We start from the raw sequence: 15,387 nt of genomic DNA, 5'->3' as shown, positions 1-15,387 counted from the left end.
TCGGACCCGGAGGCCGGGCCGGCGGGTCAGTTCGATTCCGGGCTGGGCAGGTGCGGGCCGAGGTGTCCGATGTGGATGGAGGCGGTCCGGCCGCGGGTGTCGTCGTAGTAGTGCAGGCGGGGCGCGACCCCGCCACCGCGGTCGATCTTGACGTGGGCGGCGAAGAAGGCGTGGCCGGACGCGTCGACCTCCACCGGCACCGGGAAGGTGCGGGCGTTGCGGTAGCGCGGGGTGTTGACCACCAGCTCGGTCTCCCCGGAGGCGACCAGCGCCGGGGAGATCCCGCGTTCGCCGCCGTGCGCGCGGACGAAGTGCGCGAAGCCGCGCAGGTCCGGGCGGGCGCGGTCGGTGGCGGTGGCGCGGGCGCGCGCGTAGGAGTCCAGCAGCACCAGCACGTTCCAGGTGCGCCGCAGCCAGTGCGCGCTGCGGTGGTGACCGTCCAGTTCGGACGGATCGACCTGCGGGCCGAAGCGCAGCGCGGGGAGCGCGCGGTGGGCCTCGGCGAGCAGGTCGGCGAAGCGGTTCGCGGCGGGTTCGGGGGGCACCGGTCCAGCACGGCCGGTCGTCCCGAGCTCACCGGCTGCCCCGCGTTCGCCGACTGCCCCACGTTCACCGGCCGCCCCACGTTCACCGGCCGCCCCGAGCTCGCCGATCGCCCGGAGTTCACCGATCGCCCCGAGTTCGCCGACTGCCCCGGATCCGCCGTCAGCAGAGTGGTCTCCGCCGACCTCCCCGGCACCGGACCGCCCGGCGCATTCCGCCTGCGCGGCCCTTCGCAGCGCCGCCACCCGGCGCCGCGCCAGCAGCACCCGGTCCTCGGCCGCGTCGAGTTCTTCCGCGTACAGCGCGGATTCCAGCTCCGCGTCGTGCGCCGCGCGCCACGCGTCCGGGACGGATCCGCCGCGGAGCACCGCTTCCGCGTCGTCCCGTTCGCGCCGCAACTTCCCGGTCAGTAGGGCGAGCCGTCGCCGGGAATCGGCGGCGGACCGTTCGCGCCGCCGCACGCGTTCGGCGGTGGCGTGCTGCTCGTCGAGCTCCCGGGCCGCCGATTCCGCCTGGTCGCGGGCGGTGTCCTCCTGCCCGGCGGCGGCGCTGAGCCGGTCCCGCAGCACGCGGGCACCGCCGTCGTCGGCGGCGGGCAGCCAGCGCAGCGCGCCGCCGCGGGTGCCGGGGACGACGCGGCGGTCGTGCATCGGGTCGAACAGCAGCGCCTGCCACGCGTCGCCGGTCATCCGGATGGCACCACCGGCGCGCCAGCTGCTCGCGCGCAGCACCGCGTCGACCAGCTTCCGCCAGTCCCCGGCGCGGTGGAACCGGTCCCGCGGCAGCACCGGGTCCGGTTCGTGCTCGACCCACCACGGCGGCAGGTACAGCCGCGCACCGCGGGCGGGTATCCGGCGCGCCGCCGGGAGCAGCGCGTTCACCCGGTCCCGCACCGAGTCGTCGGCGGGCAGCAGCCCGCACAGGCCGCGGGTGGCGTTGCGGAAGCGCAGCAGTTCCGGCGGCAGCGGACGGGCGAAGTCGTCGTTGTAGACGAGGACCGGCGAGTCCCGCACGCCTTCGGCGAAGGTGTGCACCAGGAAGTCGACGTCGTCCAGCCCCACCAGCGGGTTCTGCTCGGTCAGCGAGTACGCCCCGCGCGGGTCCCTGAGCTGCGCGGCGAGCAGTCCCAGCTTCTGCACCGGGGTCGCCTGGTCGCGGAGCGACCAGGGCCGGGCGGCTTCGGCGTAGACCCAGAAGGTGTGCGCGCCGTCGGCGCCGGGTGCGGCCACGAGGGCGGCGCGCACTTCGCCGGTGCCGCGCCCCCAGCTGACCCGCCAGCGCCGCGGCAGGTCGGCGCCGGGTTCGCGGCCTTCGTCGATGAGCCGCAGCTCGCCCGCGTCGTGCAGCCGCACCAGCGAGTTCCCGGCGTCGAGCAGCGCGGTCCCGGCGTGGCCCGCGGCGCAGAACGCGGTGCGGCGCAGCGGTTCCGGGGCGGTGCCGCTCATCGGGTGCCCGCCCCGGGCTCCGGTCCGACGTAGCCGATGTGCACCGCGCCGGTGGTTCCGGCGGTGTCGTCCAGGTAGTGCAGCGCGGTCGGAGGCTCACCGGCGTGGTCGAGCAGCACGTGGTCGCGGAACGCGGCCCAGCCACTGGGGTGCACTTCGGCCGGGACGCGGAAGGTGACGGCGGTGTCCGCGTCGGCGCGGCGCAGCGCCGGTGCGGCGATCCCGCCGTCGCGCAGCAGTGCGGCGGGCGGGCCGTCGGGCGCGGTGGCGTGCCGGGCGAGCAGGTCGAGCACCTGCGCGCAGCGCCGCGCCCGCGGGCCGTCGAGGCGGTCGATCTCGGCGCGCACCTCGGGTCCGAACCGGATGCCGGGCCGGTCGGGCGATCCGAGCGGTTCGGGGTCGACCGGTGCGCCGCCGCGGAGCCGGTCCTCTTCGGCGCGGAGCAGTTCGAGTTCCCGCTCGCACTCGGCGAGCCGTGCGGAGCGGGCAGCGCCGAGCCGCCGCGCCGCCTCGGCGCGGCGCCGGGCGACGCCGAGCGAGGTCCGGTCGAGCCGCTCCCGGGCCGCGTCGCGTTCGGCGCGCAGCCGCAGCGCGCCGCGCGCCAGCACGCGGCGGGACCGGTGCAGTTCCGCGGTGCGGGCGGTGCGCTCGTCGATCTCGGCGGTCAGCTCGGTCGTGGCGGCGGCGCGGCGAGCCGCGGTCCGGCGGGATTCGGCCTGCCGCTCCCCGGCGCCCTGGATGCGGTGGCGCAGGTCGGACTTGTCGACGCCGCCCGCGGTGGCGAACCACCGCTCCCCCGGCCCGACGGGCGAGTCGGCGACGCGCTGGTCCTGCCAGCCGGTGGCGAACAGCAGCGCCCACGGTTCGTCCGCGGCGTCGGGAGCGGAGGCGGCGTCGGGAGCGGCGGCGTCGTCGGGCGAGCGCTGCCGGGACACCTGCAGCGCGAGCGCCGCGGCTGCGGCCCACGCACCGGGATCATCGGAGTCCACTTCGGACAGACAGAGGTCCGCGCGCTCCGCCGCCCACGGCTCGGGCAGGAACAGCCGGGCACCGCGCCGCGGAATGCGCTGCGGCGCGGGCAGTTCCGCATCGAGGCGCCGCGCCACCGCATCACCGATGAACACGACGGTGGCGGCCCCGGCGGTGGACCGCCGGAATTCCGCCGTGGCCCGCGGCACTTCCAGCGGACGGCCGGGTTCCCGGTCGACGTGCCGCACCAGCACGGGGACGCCGCTGCGCCGGTGCCGGAGGACCGCGAGCAGCCCGGCGAGGTCGTCCGGGTCGTCGCGCAGCGCGGAGCCGGTGACGGCGAGCCCGCTGCGCGGATCGGCCAGCGGGAACCGGGCCAGCCCGGCGCGGGGCAGCGGCGACGGGACGCCGAGCCCCCAGCCGCCGGGGCTGCGCGCGGCGAACCAGCACCGCACCAGGTCGTTCCCGGCCAGCAGCACCAGCACCGCGGAGATCGGGCCGTCGGCGCGCTGCCACGTCATCCGCCAGCGCTGCGGCGCGGTCGGGTCCGCGCGGTCCAGCGCGCCGCGGTCGTAGAGCCGCAGGGCACCGGCCTCGTGCTGCTGGAGCAGGAATTCGGCGTGCTCGTCGAGCGGCGCGGGGACCGTTCCGGTCGCGCAGAACAACTCGGAACCGAGGTCCGCTGGCCCGCCCATGTCACCCCGCTCCGCGCCGTGGCATCCGTGCGAAGCCTAGCGAACGGGCGGTGCAACCCGGCGGCCGCCGAACACCGTCATCCGGTCGGCAGACTCCCACACCACCACCCCGACCAGCTCGGGAAGATCCCGGAGATACCCGCATTGACCTGCACAGATCCGCGTTAGTAAGTTTCCCACATGGCTCTTGACGATGCGGCGGCCGAAGTCGGCACGACCAGCCCGCTGGTCCGGATCCGATCCTTGCTGCCCGGGCTGGCGAAGGCCGAGCAGCGGGTCGCGAACATCGTGCTGTCCGCGCCGGCGTCCATCGCGCGGCGCAGCATCACCGACGTGGCCGAGGCCGCGGGCACCAGCGAGACCACGGTGACCCGGTTCTGCAAGGCGATCGGCGTCGGCGGCTACCCCGACCTGCGGATCGCGCTGGCCGCGGACACCGCCCGCACCTCCAGCCGGGATCGCGACCTGGGCGGGGACATCGAGCCGGACGATCCGCTGGAGCAGATCATCGACAAGGTCGCCTACGCCGACGCGAAGGCGGTGGAGGAGACCGCGGGGCAGCTGGACGCGAACGCGCTGGCCGCCGTGGTGGACGCCGTCGCGGGCGCCCGCCGGATCGACGTGTACGGGGTCGGGGCGAGCGCGTTCGTCGCGCTGGACCTGCAGCAGAAGCTGCACCGCATCGGGTTGACCTGCTTCGCCTGGTCGGACACGCACGCGGCGCTGACCTCGGCGGCGCTGCTGCGGGAGGGCGACGTGGCGCTGGGCATCTCGCACACCGGCGCCACCACCGAGACCATCGAGGCGCTGCGTGAGGCGGGGCACCGCGGGGCGGTCACCGCCGCGCTCACCAACTTCAGCCGCTCCCCGATCACCGAGGTCGCCGACCAGGTGCTCACCACGGCGGTGCGGGAGACGACGTACCGCTCCGGGGCGATGGCGAGTCGCATCGGCCAGCTCACCGTGATCGACTGCCTGTTCATCGGCGTGGCGCAACGCCACATCGACGAGGCGAAGGCGGCGCTGGACGCCACCTACGAGGCGGTCGGCGCGCACCGGCTCGGTGCCCGCCCGGACCGCCGACGGCACAAGGAGGACGGCCGATGAACCGCGACCCCGAGGGACCCGCCGTGCGGGTGAACGCCCCCACGGAGCGCACCAACGAGCGCACCAGGGACATCGACCTGCTGCCGACGCTGGACGTGCTGCAGGTGCTCAACGCCGAGGACCGCACGGTGCCGGAAGCGGTGGGACGGGCGCTGCCGGACCTGGCGCGCGCCGTCGACCTCGCGGTGGCCGCGCTGCGCGGTGGCGGGCGGGTGCACTACGTGGGAGCGGGCACGTCGGGCCGGTTGGCGGTGCTGGACGCGGCCGAGCTGATCCCCACCTACAACGTGCCCGCGGACTGGGTGGTGGCGCACCAGGCCGGTGGTACCGGCGCGTTCCAGAAACCGGTGGAGAACGCGGAGGACGACGCCGAGGCTGGGGCCGCGGTGATCCGCGCCGAGGTGACCGCGGCCGATTTCGTGCTCGGGCTGACCGCGTCCGGCCGCACCCCGTACGTGCTGGGCGCGCTGCGCGCGGCGGGCGAGATCGGGGCGGGCACGGCGCTGATGTCGGCGAACCCCGAGTCGGCGGGCGAGGCTCCGGCGGACCTGACGATCGCGGTGGACACCGGGCCGGAGCCGATCGCGGGTTCCACCCGGATGAAGGCGGGCACGGCGCAGAAGCTGGTGCTGACCTCGTTCTCCACCGCGGTGATGATCCGGATGGGCCGTACCTACTCGAACCTGATGGTGAGCCTGCTGGCGACGAACGCGAAGTTGCGCGGCCGCACCGTGGAGATCCTGCGGGAGGCGACGGCCGCGTCCGAGGACGAGTGCGCGCAGGCGCTGCAGGCGGCGGACGGCGACCTCAAGACCGCCTTGGTGCACCTGCTGACCGGCGCCGAAGTCCCCAGCGCCGCAGCCGCGCTGACCGCCGCCGACGGCCGAGTCCGCGAAGCCCTCCGCGCCCTCGGCACCTGAGCGGCGGCGCGCTCCCCCCGCCGCCGACCGCCCGTCCTCCCACTCCTGCCGCACGGCACCCGGGTGGCGGAACCGCAGCGGTTCCTCCGCTGCGTCCTCTCCCGCGTCGACCTGCCCGAGACGGGCCGTCGAACGGTCACACCATGCCGGTGGCGACGCGGTCGAGGGCGGCGAGGAAGCCGTCCCAGAACCGTTCGGTGTCGAGGACGGTCGCGATCTCGGCGTTCTGCCGTTCCGCGGGGGCGGCGAAGTCGGTGACGGTCATGCCCGAGGTGAACCGCCCGTGGACCTCCACGTCGACCCGCGCGGGCACGGTGGTGAACATGCCGGGGTCGAGCGCGTAGGCGACGGCGCACGGGTCGTGCACGGCGGGGCCTTCCGCGCGGTACTGCGGGTGCTGCCCGTAGAAGTCGAGGATCGGCGAGATCAGCTCGGCTTCCAGCCTGCCGAGCCCGGTGAACCGCTCCCGGACGGCGGCGGTGGCGCGGGCCTGGGCGGTGAGGTCCAGGCCGATCATCGTGGTGCGCCAGCCCGCGCCGAACGCGACGGCGGCGGCCTCCGGGTCGGCGAGCACGTTGAACTCGGCGGCGGGCGTGCGGTTGCCCCTGGTGTACGAGCCGCCCATGATCACGAATTCGCGGACCTGCTCGACGAGCCGGGGTTCCTTGCGCACCGCGAGCGCGATGTTCGTCAGCGGGCCCACCGCGACCAGGCTGATCTCGCCGGGGGCGGCCGCGACGGTGTCGATGATGAAGTCGACGGCGTGCCCGTCGCGGACTCCGCTGGTGGCGGCGGGCAGCCGGACACCGCCGAGGCCGTTGCCGCCGTGCACCTCGTCGGCCAGCACGACGTCCCGCACCAGCGGCCGGTCGGCGCCCGCGACGACCGGCACGTCCATGCCGTAGAAGCCGGTGAGGCACAACGCGTTGTTCGTGGTGTGGTCGAGCCCGACGTTGCCCGCGACGGTGGTGATCCCGACCAGCTCCAGCTCGGGGCTGCCGTGGGCGTAGGCGATGGCCAGCGCGTCGTCGATGCCCGGGTCGCAGTCGAGCAGGACCTTCTTCGGCACGTCCGTGCCCCCTCCTGGTGCGGTGCTCACGATTGGACGGCGTCGGCGATGGACTTCGCTTCCCGCGCGCCGGTCTCCAGGGCCGTGCAGCAGTGCACGATCCACTGCGCGACGCCGTCGGGTTCACCGGTGGCGAACGCGGCGGCGGCGTCCTGGTAGTCGGCCTGGCGGCGGAAGTAGGCGACCTCCGGCACGACGAGGCCCTTCGGGTCGAGGCCGCTGCCGATCACGCTGAGCCGGGCGGCGGCGCGCGCCACGATGCCGTCGATCTCGCCGAACGGGGCGAGCGCGAGCAGTTCGCCGTGCACCACGGCGGCCTGCACCGGCCCGGGCACCAGGTTCTGCGAGCGGCCGCCCGCGTCGGCGACGACCTGGGCGAGCAGGTCGAGCCGCCCGGAGACGGCGGGGTCTTCGCGCGGCCTGCCGAGCCGGTCCTGGTCGCCGGGCAGGTCGGCCGCGGCGAGCACGTGCAGCCGGGCGAGGGCCTGCAGCGGGGCGCGCTGCCAGGTCGGCAGCAGCGGCCCCAGCGCTTCGGCGACGCGCAGCGCGCCCGCCAGCAGCGGGTCGCTCACCTCGCCGCTGTCCGGGATCTCGGTGGCCCCGCCCGCGACGGCGGCCGAGGCGCGGGCGGCGCGCACCGAGGCTTCGGCGCTGGTCGCCGGCCAGCCGCGGCGGTTCGCCGGGTGCCGGTGGATCTCGTCGATCGCGGTCCGCGCGGCGGCGACCGCGTCGGTGACACCGGGCAGTTCCAGCAGCGGGAGCAACGACTCTTGGGCACTCACGCCGCTGGACGCTACCCGGCGGTCGCGGCGGCCCGGCCTGGACCCGTTCCCACCTGCGCAGGTCCCGGCACCGGCGGCGGCCGCGCGGCTCCCGCCCCTGGTCACTCGACCGTGTGTGGGCAACTCGATTGCAACGTTCGGGGCACCAGCCTGCTGCGCAGGTGCTGAGCCCGGATCACGGACTCCACCGGCGGAATTGGTCGCACCATTGCGAGAACCTCTGTCGGAGTGAGCCGCGTCGCACTACGGTCTAGATGACATCGAAGGTCACCCGCAGCGCAGGGAGGTTCCCCGCAATGAGCCAGCCCGACGGGCCGAGCAACACCTTGGACAACCTGCTCACGGAAAGCAGGACCTTCCCGCCGACGGCCGAGTTCGCGGCCGCGGCCAACGCCACGTCGGACTCGTACGACAGGGCCGCCGAGGACCGGGAAGCCTTCTGGGCGGAGCAGGCCGACCAGCTGGACTGGGCGAGCAAGTGGGACCAGGTCCTCGACTGGTCCGGTGCCCCGTTCGCGAAGTGGTTCGTCGGCGGCGAACTGAACGTGGCGCACAACTGCGTGGACCGGCACGTCGAAGCGGGCAACGGCGACCGGGTCGCGATCCACTGGGAGGGCGAGCCCGGCGACAGCCGCACCATCACCTACGCGGAGCTGCAGCGCGAGGTCAGCCGCACCGCGAACGCGCTCGCCGCGCTGGGCGTCGGCGCGGGCGACCGGGTCGCGATCTACCTGCCGATGCTGCCCGAGGCCGTCTTCTCGATGCTCGCCTGCGCACGCCTCGGCGCGCTGCACAGCGTCGTGTTCGGCGGCTTCTCCGCGGAGGCGCTGCGCGCCCGGATCAACGACGCCGCGGCGAAGGTCGTCATCACCTGCGACGGCCAGTACCGGCGCGGCAAGGCCGCCCCGCTCAAGGCCAACGTGGACGAAGCGGTGCAGCACACGCCCAGCGTCGAGCACGTCCTCGTCGTCAAGCGCACCGCCACCGAGGTCGCGTGGAACGAGCGGGACAAGTGGTGGCACGACGTGGTCGAGCCGCAGTCCGACCAGCACACCCCGGAGGCGTTCGACTCCGAGCACCCGCTGTTCATCCTCTACACCTCCGGCACCACCGGGAGCCCGAAGGGCATCCTGCACACCTCCGGCGGCTACCTCACCCAGGCCGCCTACACGCACCGCACCGTCTTCGACCTGAAGCCCGAGTCGGACGTGTACTGGTGCACCGCCGACATCGGCTGGGTCACCGGGCACACCTACATCGTGTACGGCCCGCTGGCCAACGGCGCCACGCAGGTGATCTACGAGGGGACGCCGAACAGCCCGCACGAGGGCAGGCACTGGGAGATCGTGCAGAAGTACGGCGTGACGCTGTACTACACGGCGCCCACCACGATCCGCACCTTCATGAAGTGGGGCGCGGAGATCCCCGCCCGGTACGACCTGTCCACGCTGCGGGTGCTCGGCTCGGTCGGCGAACCGATCAACCCCGAGGCCTGGATGTGGTACCGGGAGAACATCGGCGGCGGCACGACCCCGATCGTCGACACCTGGTGGCAGACCGAGACCGGCGCGATCATGATCTCGCCGCTGCCCGGGGTGACCGCCACCAAGCCCGGCTCCGCGCAGGTCCCGCTGCCCGGCATCTCCGCGAAGGTCGTCGACGAGACCGGCGAGGACGTCGGCCCCGGTGGCGGCGGACTGCTGGTGCTGGACCAGCCGTGGCCGTCGATGCTGCGCGGCATCTGGGGCGACGACCAGCGGTTCAAGGACACCTACTGGTCGAAGTTCGCCGACCTCGGCTACTACTTCGCGGGCGACGGCGCCAAGTACGACGACGACGGCGACATCTGGCTGCTCGGCCGGGTGGACGACGTCATGAACGTCTCGGGCCACCGGATCTCCACCACCGAGGTCGAATCGGCGCTGGTCTCGCACCCGACCGTCGCGGAGGCCGCGGTCGTCGGCGCCAGCGACCCGACCACCGGGCAGGGCATCGTCGCGTTCGTCATCCTGCGCGGCAACGCCGCCGACGAGGCGGGTGGCGAGGCGGCGCTGAAGGCGCTGCGCGACCACGTCTCGCACGAGATCGGGCCGATCGCGAAGCCGCGGCAGATCATGGTCGTGCAGGAGCTGCCGAAGACCCGCTCCGGCAAGATCATGCGGCGGCTGCTGCGGGACGTGGCGGAGAACCGCGAGGTCGGCGACGTGTCGACGCTGGCGGATTCCTCGGTCATGGACCTCATCTCGAAGGGCATCCGCAAGTCCTCCGACGAGTGATCGACGTTCCGGCGCGGGCCCGGTCCTCCAGGTGGGGGCCGGGCCCGCCCGCGTCCGGAGGCGTTCGACACACCGGAGCACCCGGCGACGGCTGTTAGGGTCGCCGCTGGTGTGCCGGGAAGTCTGGTCGGCGACGCGTCAGCACGTCCGCCGACAGGAGGCTCCCGATGACCGAACCCGCCCCGACCCGCGGCACCGCCCTCGCCCGCTACCTGCGGACCGAGACCGTCGGCGGCGTGGTGCTGCTGGTCGCCACCGCGCTCGCGCTGGTCGCGGCGAACTCACCGATCGGCGGGCTGTACGCGGCCGTGCGGGACTTCGCGATCGGACCGGCCGCGCTGCACCTGGACCTCACCGTCGGCGAGTGGGTGAAGGACGGGCTGCTCGCGGTGTTCTTCTTCGTCGCCGGGCTGGAGCTCAAGCGGGAGCTCGTCGTCGGCGAGCTCGCCGACCGCCGGGCGGCGGCGCTGCCGGTGCTGGCGGCGTTCGGCGGCATGCTGGTGCCCGCGATCATCGCGTTCGCCGTCGGCCACGGCGCGCCCGGCGCGGGCCAGGCCTGGGCGATCCCGGTGGCCACCGACATCGCGTTCGCGCTCGGGGTGCTGTCGCTGGCCGGTTCCGGGATCCCGGCCGCCGCCAGGGTGTTCCTGCTCAGCCTGGCCGTCGTCGACGACCTGGGTGCCATCCTCGTGATCGCCGTGCTGTTCACCGCCGGGGTGAGCCCGCTGCCGCTGCTCGCGGCCGTCGCGCTCTGCGCCGCCTACTGGTTCGCGCAGCGGAAGCGGATCACCACGCCGTGGCTGTACGTGCCGCTGGCGGTCGCCACCTGGATCGCGGTGCACGGCAGCGGCATCCACGCCACCATCGCGGGCGTCGCGCTCGGGCTGCTCACCCGGGTGCGGGCCGACCCCGGGGAGAGCGCCGCGCCGTCGATGCGGCTGGAGCACCGGTTGCAGCCCTGGTCGGCGGGGCTGGTGGTGCCGGTGTTCGCGTTCTTCGCCGCTGGGGTGCCGGTGAACGGCGCTGCGCTCGGCGCGGTGTTCCAGGACCGGATCTCGATCGCCGTGATGGCCGGGTTGTTCTTCGGCAAGTTCATCGGGATCTTCGGGACGTCCTACTTGGCGGTGCGGCTCGGGATCGGTTCGCGGCCGAGCGGGGTGACCTGGCGGGACATCTCGGCGCTCGCCGTGCTCGGCGGGGTCGGGTTCACCGTCAGCCTGCTCATCGCCGAGCTGTCGCTGTCCGGGGACGCGGCGGAGCGGGCGAAGACGGCGGTGCTGATCGCGTCCGCGCTCGCCGCCCTGGTCGCCTCCGCGCTGCTGCTGCGTCGCGGGCGGCGCACCGCCCGTGAGCAGAACTGATCGGTCTCGTCAGATCACCCGCGGGTAACACCACGGGAGTCTCACTCGGTCGGGCACCAGGCGGCGTGGCACGATGGCGGGCGTGAACAGCGCCCAGAAGAACCAGCAAGGCAGCAGCGACGGAGCATGGTCGGCCGTCACATCCCTACCGCTGTCCGAAGAGGGCACTGGCGCGGGCGGCGAGCAGTCCATCGGTTCCCTCGTGCGCGACGCGACCACGCACCTGTCGACGCTGGTCCGCTCCGAGATCGAACTCGCCAAGGCCGAAGTCACCGGTGAGGTGAAGAAGGGCGTCAAGGGCAGCGTCTACTTCGTCCTCGCGCTGGCCGTGCTCGGCTTCAGCATGTTCTTCCTCTTCTTCACCCTCGCCGAAGGGTTGCACGCGCTCGGCATCTGGCGCTGGGCGTCCTTCGGCATCGTGTTCCTGCTGATGCTGATCGTCGCCGGGCTGTTCGGGCTGCTCGGCTACCTGCGGGTGCGCAAGATCCGAGCGCCGAAGCGCACCATCGCGACGCTCAAGGACACCAAGCAGCTCGCCCGCCGCCGCGGCCAGGACGAGGCGACGGCCATCGAGAGCTAGCAGCGGACCGGCCCCGAAGGCCAGGCGCCCGAACCCGGGCACCTGGCCTTCGCGCGTTCCGGGGTCCGGCGTCCGGCCCGGTCAGCCGCCGGTGCACTCCCCCGTCGACACCGGGGCGGTCAGGCCGGAGGACTCCGCGACCTCGTCGGCCACCTCGTCGGCGGTGAGCGCGAAACCCGTCTCCGGATCGTCGACGGCGGCGCCGAACACCACGCCCACCACGTCGCCGTCCGGGGCGACCAGCGGGCCGCCGGAGTTCCCGCTCTGCACCTTGCCGCGCACCGTGTACACGTCCCGCACCACGGTGTTCGCGTCGTAGATGTCCGGGCCGCGCAGGTTGATCCGCTGCCGCAGCCTGCCCGCCGACGCCGTGTACGGGCCGTCCAGCGGGTAGCCGAGCGCGACGACGCTGCCGCCGGGCGGCACCTCGGAGCGGTCCAGCGGCATCGCGTCCGCGTCCAGGTCCGGCACCGCCAGCACCGCCAGGTCCGTCGACGGGTCGAACATCACCACGTCCGCGGCGAACTCACCGCGGCCCACTTCGATCGCCACCCGGTCGGTGCCGGCCACCACGTGCGCGTTCGTCATCACCCGGTGCGGGGCCACCACGAAACCGGAGCCCTCCAGCGCCCGCGCGCAGGACGAGGCCCGGCCGCGCACCTTCACCACGCTGGTCTGCGCGTTGCGCACCACGTCGCTGGTGATCAACCCCTGGTCCGGCGGGTCGATCGCGGCCACCGGGGTCTTCGAGAACGGTTCCAGCGCGTCCGGGAACCCGCTCACCCCGAGCATCCGGCGCAGGTCGTCCGGCAACGTCTTCACCGCGGCGGGCATCATCGAATCCACCTGGCTCAGCACCTGCGAGCGGGTGATCGCGGACGCCAGCCCGGGCATCGCGGAGGCCGAGGTGAACGGCAGTGCGACCAGCCAGGCCACCACGAACACCGCCACGCACTGCAGCACCGCGCCCAGCACGTTGTCCACGCCGGTCAGCTTCGGCGAGGTGATCCGGTCCCGCAGCTCCCGGCCCGCCCACATGCCGAACGTCTCGCCGAACGCGACCAGCAGCACCACGATGCCCACGCCGAACCCGATCCGGGCCGGCTGGCTGTCCAACCGCTCCAGCAGCAGCGGCGCCACCCGCACGCCCACGACGGCGCCGACGAACACGCCGAGGAACGAGAACAGCGCGGTGACCAGGCCGTTGCGCGCACCGGACACGGCAGCCAGCAGCGCCAGCGCCACCACCAGCAGATCGACCCAGTTCACCGCACACCCTTCCGCCGCGTCACGTCCCCTACCGGTTCGCAGCCCACGGTCAGCCGCCGAAACCGACGTCCGCGGCGGACTCCGCGGCTCGCCACGCCTCGTCCAAGTCCAGTTCGGGGGCATCGTCCCAGCCGGACGACCAGCCGCCGAGCTCCAGCACCCCGGCCAGCAGCACCCCCGTGAACCCCCACACCAGCATCCCCGGCACCACGAAGGCCGGTCCTGCCCGACCGTCGCGCAGCCGCACCCGGAGCCGGTTCGCCGGGTCCACCAGCCAGGACAGCGGGACCCTGGCCACCGCACGAGTCTCCCCGAGGTCGACCGGCGCCACCGGCGACGGGTCCCGCCAATGCGCCACCACCGGCGTCACCCGGAAGCCGCTGTGCGGCACGTGCAGCTCCGGCAGCAGCGCCAGCGGCCGGACGCCCGCGGGCGGCGCGCCCACCTCTTCCTGCGCTTCGCGCAGCGCGGCGGCCACCGGACCGGCGTCGGACGGGTCGATCGAGCCGCCGGGGAACGCGACCTGGCCGGGGTGCGAGCTGAGCCCGTCCGCGCGGCGCAGCAGCAGCACGTCCGGCCCGTCGGCGTCCTCGCCGAACAGGATCAGCACCGCCGCCGGGCGGGCGCTGCGCGGCGGGCGCAGCCGGGGCCACCCGAAGTGGCCCTGGTCCACGTCCGCGCTGCGGCGGACCAGCGGGGCGAGCCATTCCGGCGCCGCCGAGCCGTCGACCACCGGGTCCGTCACGACCGACCTCCCAAGGTGCGGCGGACCGCGGCGTCCACCGCGTCCGCGGACCGGAACACCTCCGGCGGATCGATGCGCCGGACCTCTCCCGATTCGGTGATCACGAAGCTGGCGGGCAGCACGTTCGGCACCCGCAGCGCACCGCGCAGCGCGCCGTCCGGGTCGTGCACCGCGGGGAACCGCACCCCGAGCGAGCGCAGCAGCTCCAAGCCGCCCGCCTCGTCGCTCTGCACCTGCACGCCCAGCACCGGGATCGAGCCGGGGCGGTCGGCGTACCGCTGCAGCGCGGGCAGCTCGGTGCGGCACGGGGCGCACCAGGTCGCCCACACGTTGACCAGCGCCGGGCGCCCGGCCAGCGCGGCACCGACGTCGATGGGCCGACCGTCGGCGAGGCAGGTCCCGGTCACCCCGGCCAGCTCGGCCGGGCCACCGGGCCGCGGTGCCGGGCAGGGTTCGAGGCCAGTGCGCAGCGCCGGATCGACCGGGGCCGCCTGCGGCCGCTGCTGCGGCGGGTCCACGGCCCGGGTGCCGCCGCCGGAACCGCCCGGCCACAGCGCGACCACGGCGAGACCGGCGAGCACCAGCACCACGACCGTCCACCGGATCTCGTTGCGGAACTCGCGAACGTGCCGCCAGCGGCTCACGCGTCCGGCTCCTTCGCCGCCGCCCGCTCGATGGTCGTCTCGTCCAGCTCTCCGGCGATCCCGGCCAGCTCCAGCAGCCGCGGGGCCTCCGGGCCGCGCACCAGCTTCGCCGCCGCGGCCGGGTCCTCCGGGCCCGCGCCGAACGAGGGGCAGTCCTTCGCCAGCAGGCACGCGCCGCACGCGGGCTTGCGCGCGTGGCACACGCGGCGCCCGTGGAAGATCACGTAGTGCGAGAGCATCGTCCACTCCTTGCGGGGGATCAGCTCGCCGATCACGTGCTCCACCTTGACCGGGTCCTCCTCGGCCGTCCAGCCCCAGCGGCGCACCAGCCTGCCGAAATGGGTGTCGACGGTGATGCCCGGGACGTCGAAGGCGTTGCCGAGGATGACGTTCGCGGTCTTGCGGCCGATCCCGGGCAGCTTCACCAGGTCCTCCAGCCGCGCGGGCACCTCGCCGCCGTGCCGCTCCACCAGCGCCGCGCCCAGCCCCAGCAGCGAGGTCGCCTTGTTCCGGTAGAAGCCGGTGGAGCGGATCAGCTCCTCCAGCTCGGTCCGGTCGGCGCCCGCGTAGTCCGCGGCCGTCGGGTAGCGGGCGAACAGGGCGGGCGTCACCTGGTTGACCCGCTTGTCGGTGCACTGCGCGGACAGGATGGTCGCCACCGCGAGCTGCAGCGGGTCGGCGAAGTCGAGTTCGCAGTGCGCCTCCGGATAGCCCTCGGCGAGCGCCCGGACCATCCGCCGGGCCCGCCGGACGAGCCCGGTGCGGGTCTCCGTCCCGGCGCGGGCCGCGCTGCGGCGAGGTCGGCGCGCCGGGGCTTCCGCGGCCCGGGAACGACCGGAACCGGAGGTCACGGCACCGGCGGTCGTCGACCGGGTGGGCGCTGATCGGGCAGCGGCGGGCCGATGGGAGGATGATCGACCAGGCTGTGACCTGTCGTGGGCTGACTCCGGCACCCCACCAGACTACGGACCACGACGACACC

13 protein-coding genes are annotated in these 15,387 nt (G+C 74.3%); 5 read left to right on the top strand and 8 right to left on the bottom strand.

What is annotated here, in order from left to right:
• Window positions 1-26: 26 nt before the first annotated feature.
• Both ABZ805_RS05605 and ABZ805_RS05600 read right to left on the bottom strand, forming a co-directional pair.
• Window positions 27-1,988 (bottom strand): hypothetical protein, encoded by a 1,962-nt coding sequence (locus ABZ805_RS05605; RefSeq protein ID WP_358434831.1) that lies wholly within the window; start codon window positions 1,986-1,988, stop codon window positions 27-29.
• Entirely contained in the window at window positions 1,985-3,652 is a 1,668-nt protein-coding gene (locus tag ABZ805_RS05600; RefSeq protein WP_358434828.1) for a hypothetical protein, read from the bottom strand. The genes ABZ805_RS05605 and ABZ805_RS05600 overlap by 4 nt, the downstream gene beginning before the upstream one ends.
• A 180-nt stretch (window positions 3,653-3,832) precedes the next feature.
• Between ABZ805_RS05600 and ABZ805_RS05595 the strand changes: the two genes are divergently transcribed.
• Window positions 3,833-4,759, top strand: a complete 927-nt coding sequence (locus tag ABZ805_RS05595) for a MurR/RpiR family transcriptional regulator (RefSeq protein WP_358434826.1) — start codon at window positions 3,833-3,835, stop codon at window positions 4,757-4,759.
• Complete coding sequence (murQ, locus tag ABZ805_RS05590) at window positions 4,756-5,679, top strand: N-acetylmuramic acid 6-phosphate etherase (protein WP_358434824.1); 924 nt, start codon at window positions 4,756-4,758, stop codon at window positions 5,677-5,679. The genes ABZ805_RS05595 and murQ overlap by 4 nt, the downstream gene beginning before the upstream one ends.
• Window positions 5,680-5,815: 136 nt before the next feature.
• Here murQ and ABZ805_RS05585 read toward each other — a convergent pair whose 3' ends face one another.
• Window positions 5,816-6,748 (bottom strand): nucleoside hydrolase, encoded by a 933-nt coding sequence (locus ABZ805_RS05585; RefSeq protein ID WP_358434821.1) that lies wholly within the window; start codon window positions 6,746-6,748, stop codon window positions 5,816-5,818.
• A 26-nt stretch (window positions 6,749-6,774) separates the two neighbouring features.
• Window positions 6,775-7,530: an oxidoreductase gene (locus ABZ805_RS05580; RefSeq protein ID WP_358434819.1), complete on the bottom strand. Its 756-nt coding sequence runs from the start codon at window positions 7,528-7,530 to the stop codon at window positions 6,775-6,777.
• 296 nt (window positions 7,531-7,826) lie between these two features.
• Between ABZ805_RS05580 and acs the strand changes: the two genes are divergently transcribed.
• The 3 genes from acs to ABZ805_RS05565 all read left to right on the top strand — a co-directional run bounded on the left by acs (window position 7,827) and on the right by ABZ805_RS05565 (window position 11,747).
• Complete coding sequence (gene acs, locus ABZ805_RS05575) at window positions 7,827-9,806, top strand: acetate--CoA ligase (protein ID WP_358434816.1); 1,980 nt, start codon at window positions 7,827-7,829, stop codon at window positions 9,804-9,806.
• A 167-nt stretch (window positions 9,807-9,973) separates the two neighbouring features.
• Window positions 9,974-11,167 (top strand): Na+/H+ antiporter NhaA, encoded by a 1,194-nt coding sequence (gene nhaA / locus ABZ805_RS05570; protein WP_358434813.1) that lies wholly within the window; start codon window positions 9,974-9,976, stop codon window positions 11,165-11,167.
• Window positions 11,168-11,240: 73 nt separating this feature from the next.
• Window positions 11,241-11,747 carry a phage holin family protein gene (locus ABZ805_RS05565; protein WP_358434810.1) on the top strand — a complete coding sequence of 169 codons (507 nt, stop codon included), beginning with the start codon at window positions 11,241-11,243 and terminating at the stop codon, window positions 11,745-11,747.
• Between the two features lie 81 nt (window positions 11,748-11,828).
• On the opposite strand, the gene ABZ805_RS05560 is transcribed toward ABZ805_RS05565, so the two are convergent.
• The 4 genes from ABZ805_RS05560 to nth are packed head-to-tail and all read right to left on the bottom strand — an operon-like array spanning window position 11,829 to window position 15,139.
• Window positions 11,829-13,016, bottom strand: a complete 1,188-nt coding sequence (locus ABZ805_RS05560; protein WP_358434807.1) for a MarP family serine protease — start codon at window positions 13,014-13,016, stop codon at window positions 11,829-11,831.
• A gap of 49 nt (window positions 13,017-13,065) precedes the next feature.
• Window positions 13,066-13,761 (bottom strand): CoA pyrophosphatase, encoded by a 696-nt coding sequence (locus tag ABZ805_RS05555; RefSeq protein WP_358434806.1) that lies wholly within the window; start codon window positions 13,759-13,761, stop codon window positions 13,066-13,068.
• The gene (locus tag ABZ805_RS05550; protein WP_358434804.1) at window positions 13,758-14,405 is read right to left on the bottom strand and encodes a TlpA disulfide reductase family protein; all 648 of its coding nucleotides are present in this window, start codon (window positions 14,403-14,405) and stop codon (window positions 13,758-13,760) included. The genes ABZ805_RS05555 and ABZ805_RS05550 overlap by 4 nt, the downstream gene beginning before the upstream one ends.
• Window positions 14,402-15,139 (bottom strand): endonuclease III, encoded by a 738-nt coding sequence (gene nth / locus ABZ805_RS05545; RefSeq protein WP_358435081.1) that lies wholly within the window; start codon window positions 15,137-15,139, stop codon window positions 14,402-14,404. Before nth ends, ABZ805_RS05550 begins: the two co-directional genes overlap by 4 nt.
• Between the last annotated feature and the right edge of the window lie 248 nt (window positions 15,140-15,387).

Origin of the sequence: Saccharopolyspora sp. NPDC047091 (genome assembly GCF_040643635.1) — a bacterium.
Lineage (GTDB): Bacteria > Actinomycetota > Actinomycetes > Mycobacteriales > Pseudonocardiaceae > Saccharopolyspora_C.
This window is presented reverse-complemented; position numbering and strand designations above follow the sequence as displayed.

Excerpts from the sequence above, each read along its gene's own strand:
- ABZ805_RS05565 (WP_358434810.1), top strand. The coding sequence starts at position 11,241 with ATGGCGGGCGTGAACAGCGCCCAGAAGAACCAGCAAGGCAGCAGCGAC.
- nth (WP_358435081.1), bottom strand. The coding sequence starts at position 15,139 with ATGGTCCGGGCGCTCGCCGAGGGCTATCCGGAGGCGCACTGCGAACTC.
- nhaA (WP_358434813.1), top strand. The coding sequence starts at position 9,974 with ATGACCGAACCCGCCCCGACCCGCGGCACCGCCCTCGCCCGCTACCTG.
- ABZ805_RS05605 (WP_358434831.1), bottom strand. The coding sequence starts at position 1,988 with ATGAGCGGCACCGCCCCGGAACCGCTGCGCCGCACCGCGTTCTGCGCC.
- ABZ805_RS05595 (WP_358434826.1), top strand. The coding sequence starts at position 3,833 with ATGGCTCTTGACGATGCGGCGGCCGAAGTCGGCACGACCAGCCCGCTG.
- acs (WP_358434816.1), top strand. The coding sequence starts at position 7,827 with ATGAGCCAGCCCGACGGGCCGAGCAACACCTTGGACAACCTGCTCACG.
- ABZ805_RS05600 (WP_358434828.1), bottom strand. The coding sequence starts at position 3,652 with ATGGGCGGGCCAGCGGACCTCGGTTCCGAGTTGTTCTGCGCGACCGGA.
- murQ (WP_358434824.1), top strand. The coding sequence starts at position 4,756 with ATGAACCGCGACCCCGAGGGACCCGCCGTGCGGGTGAACGCCCCCACG.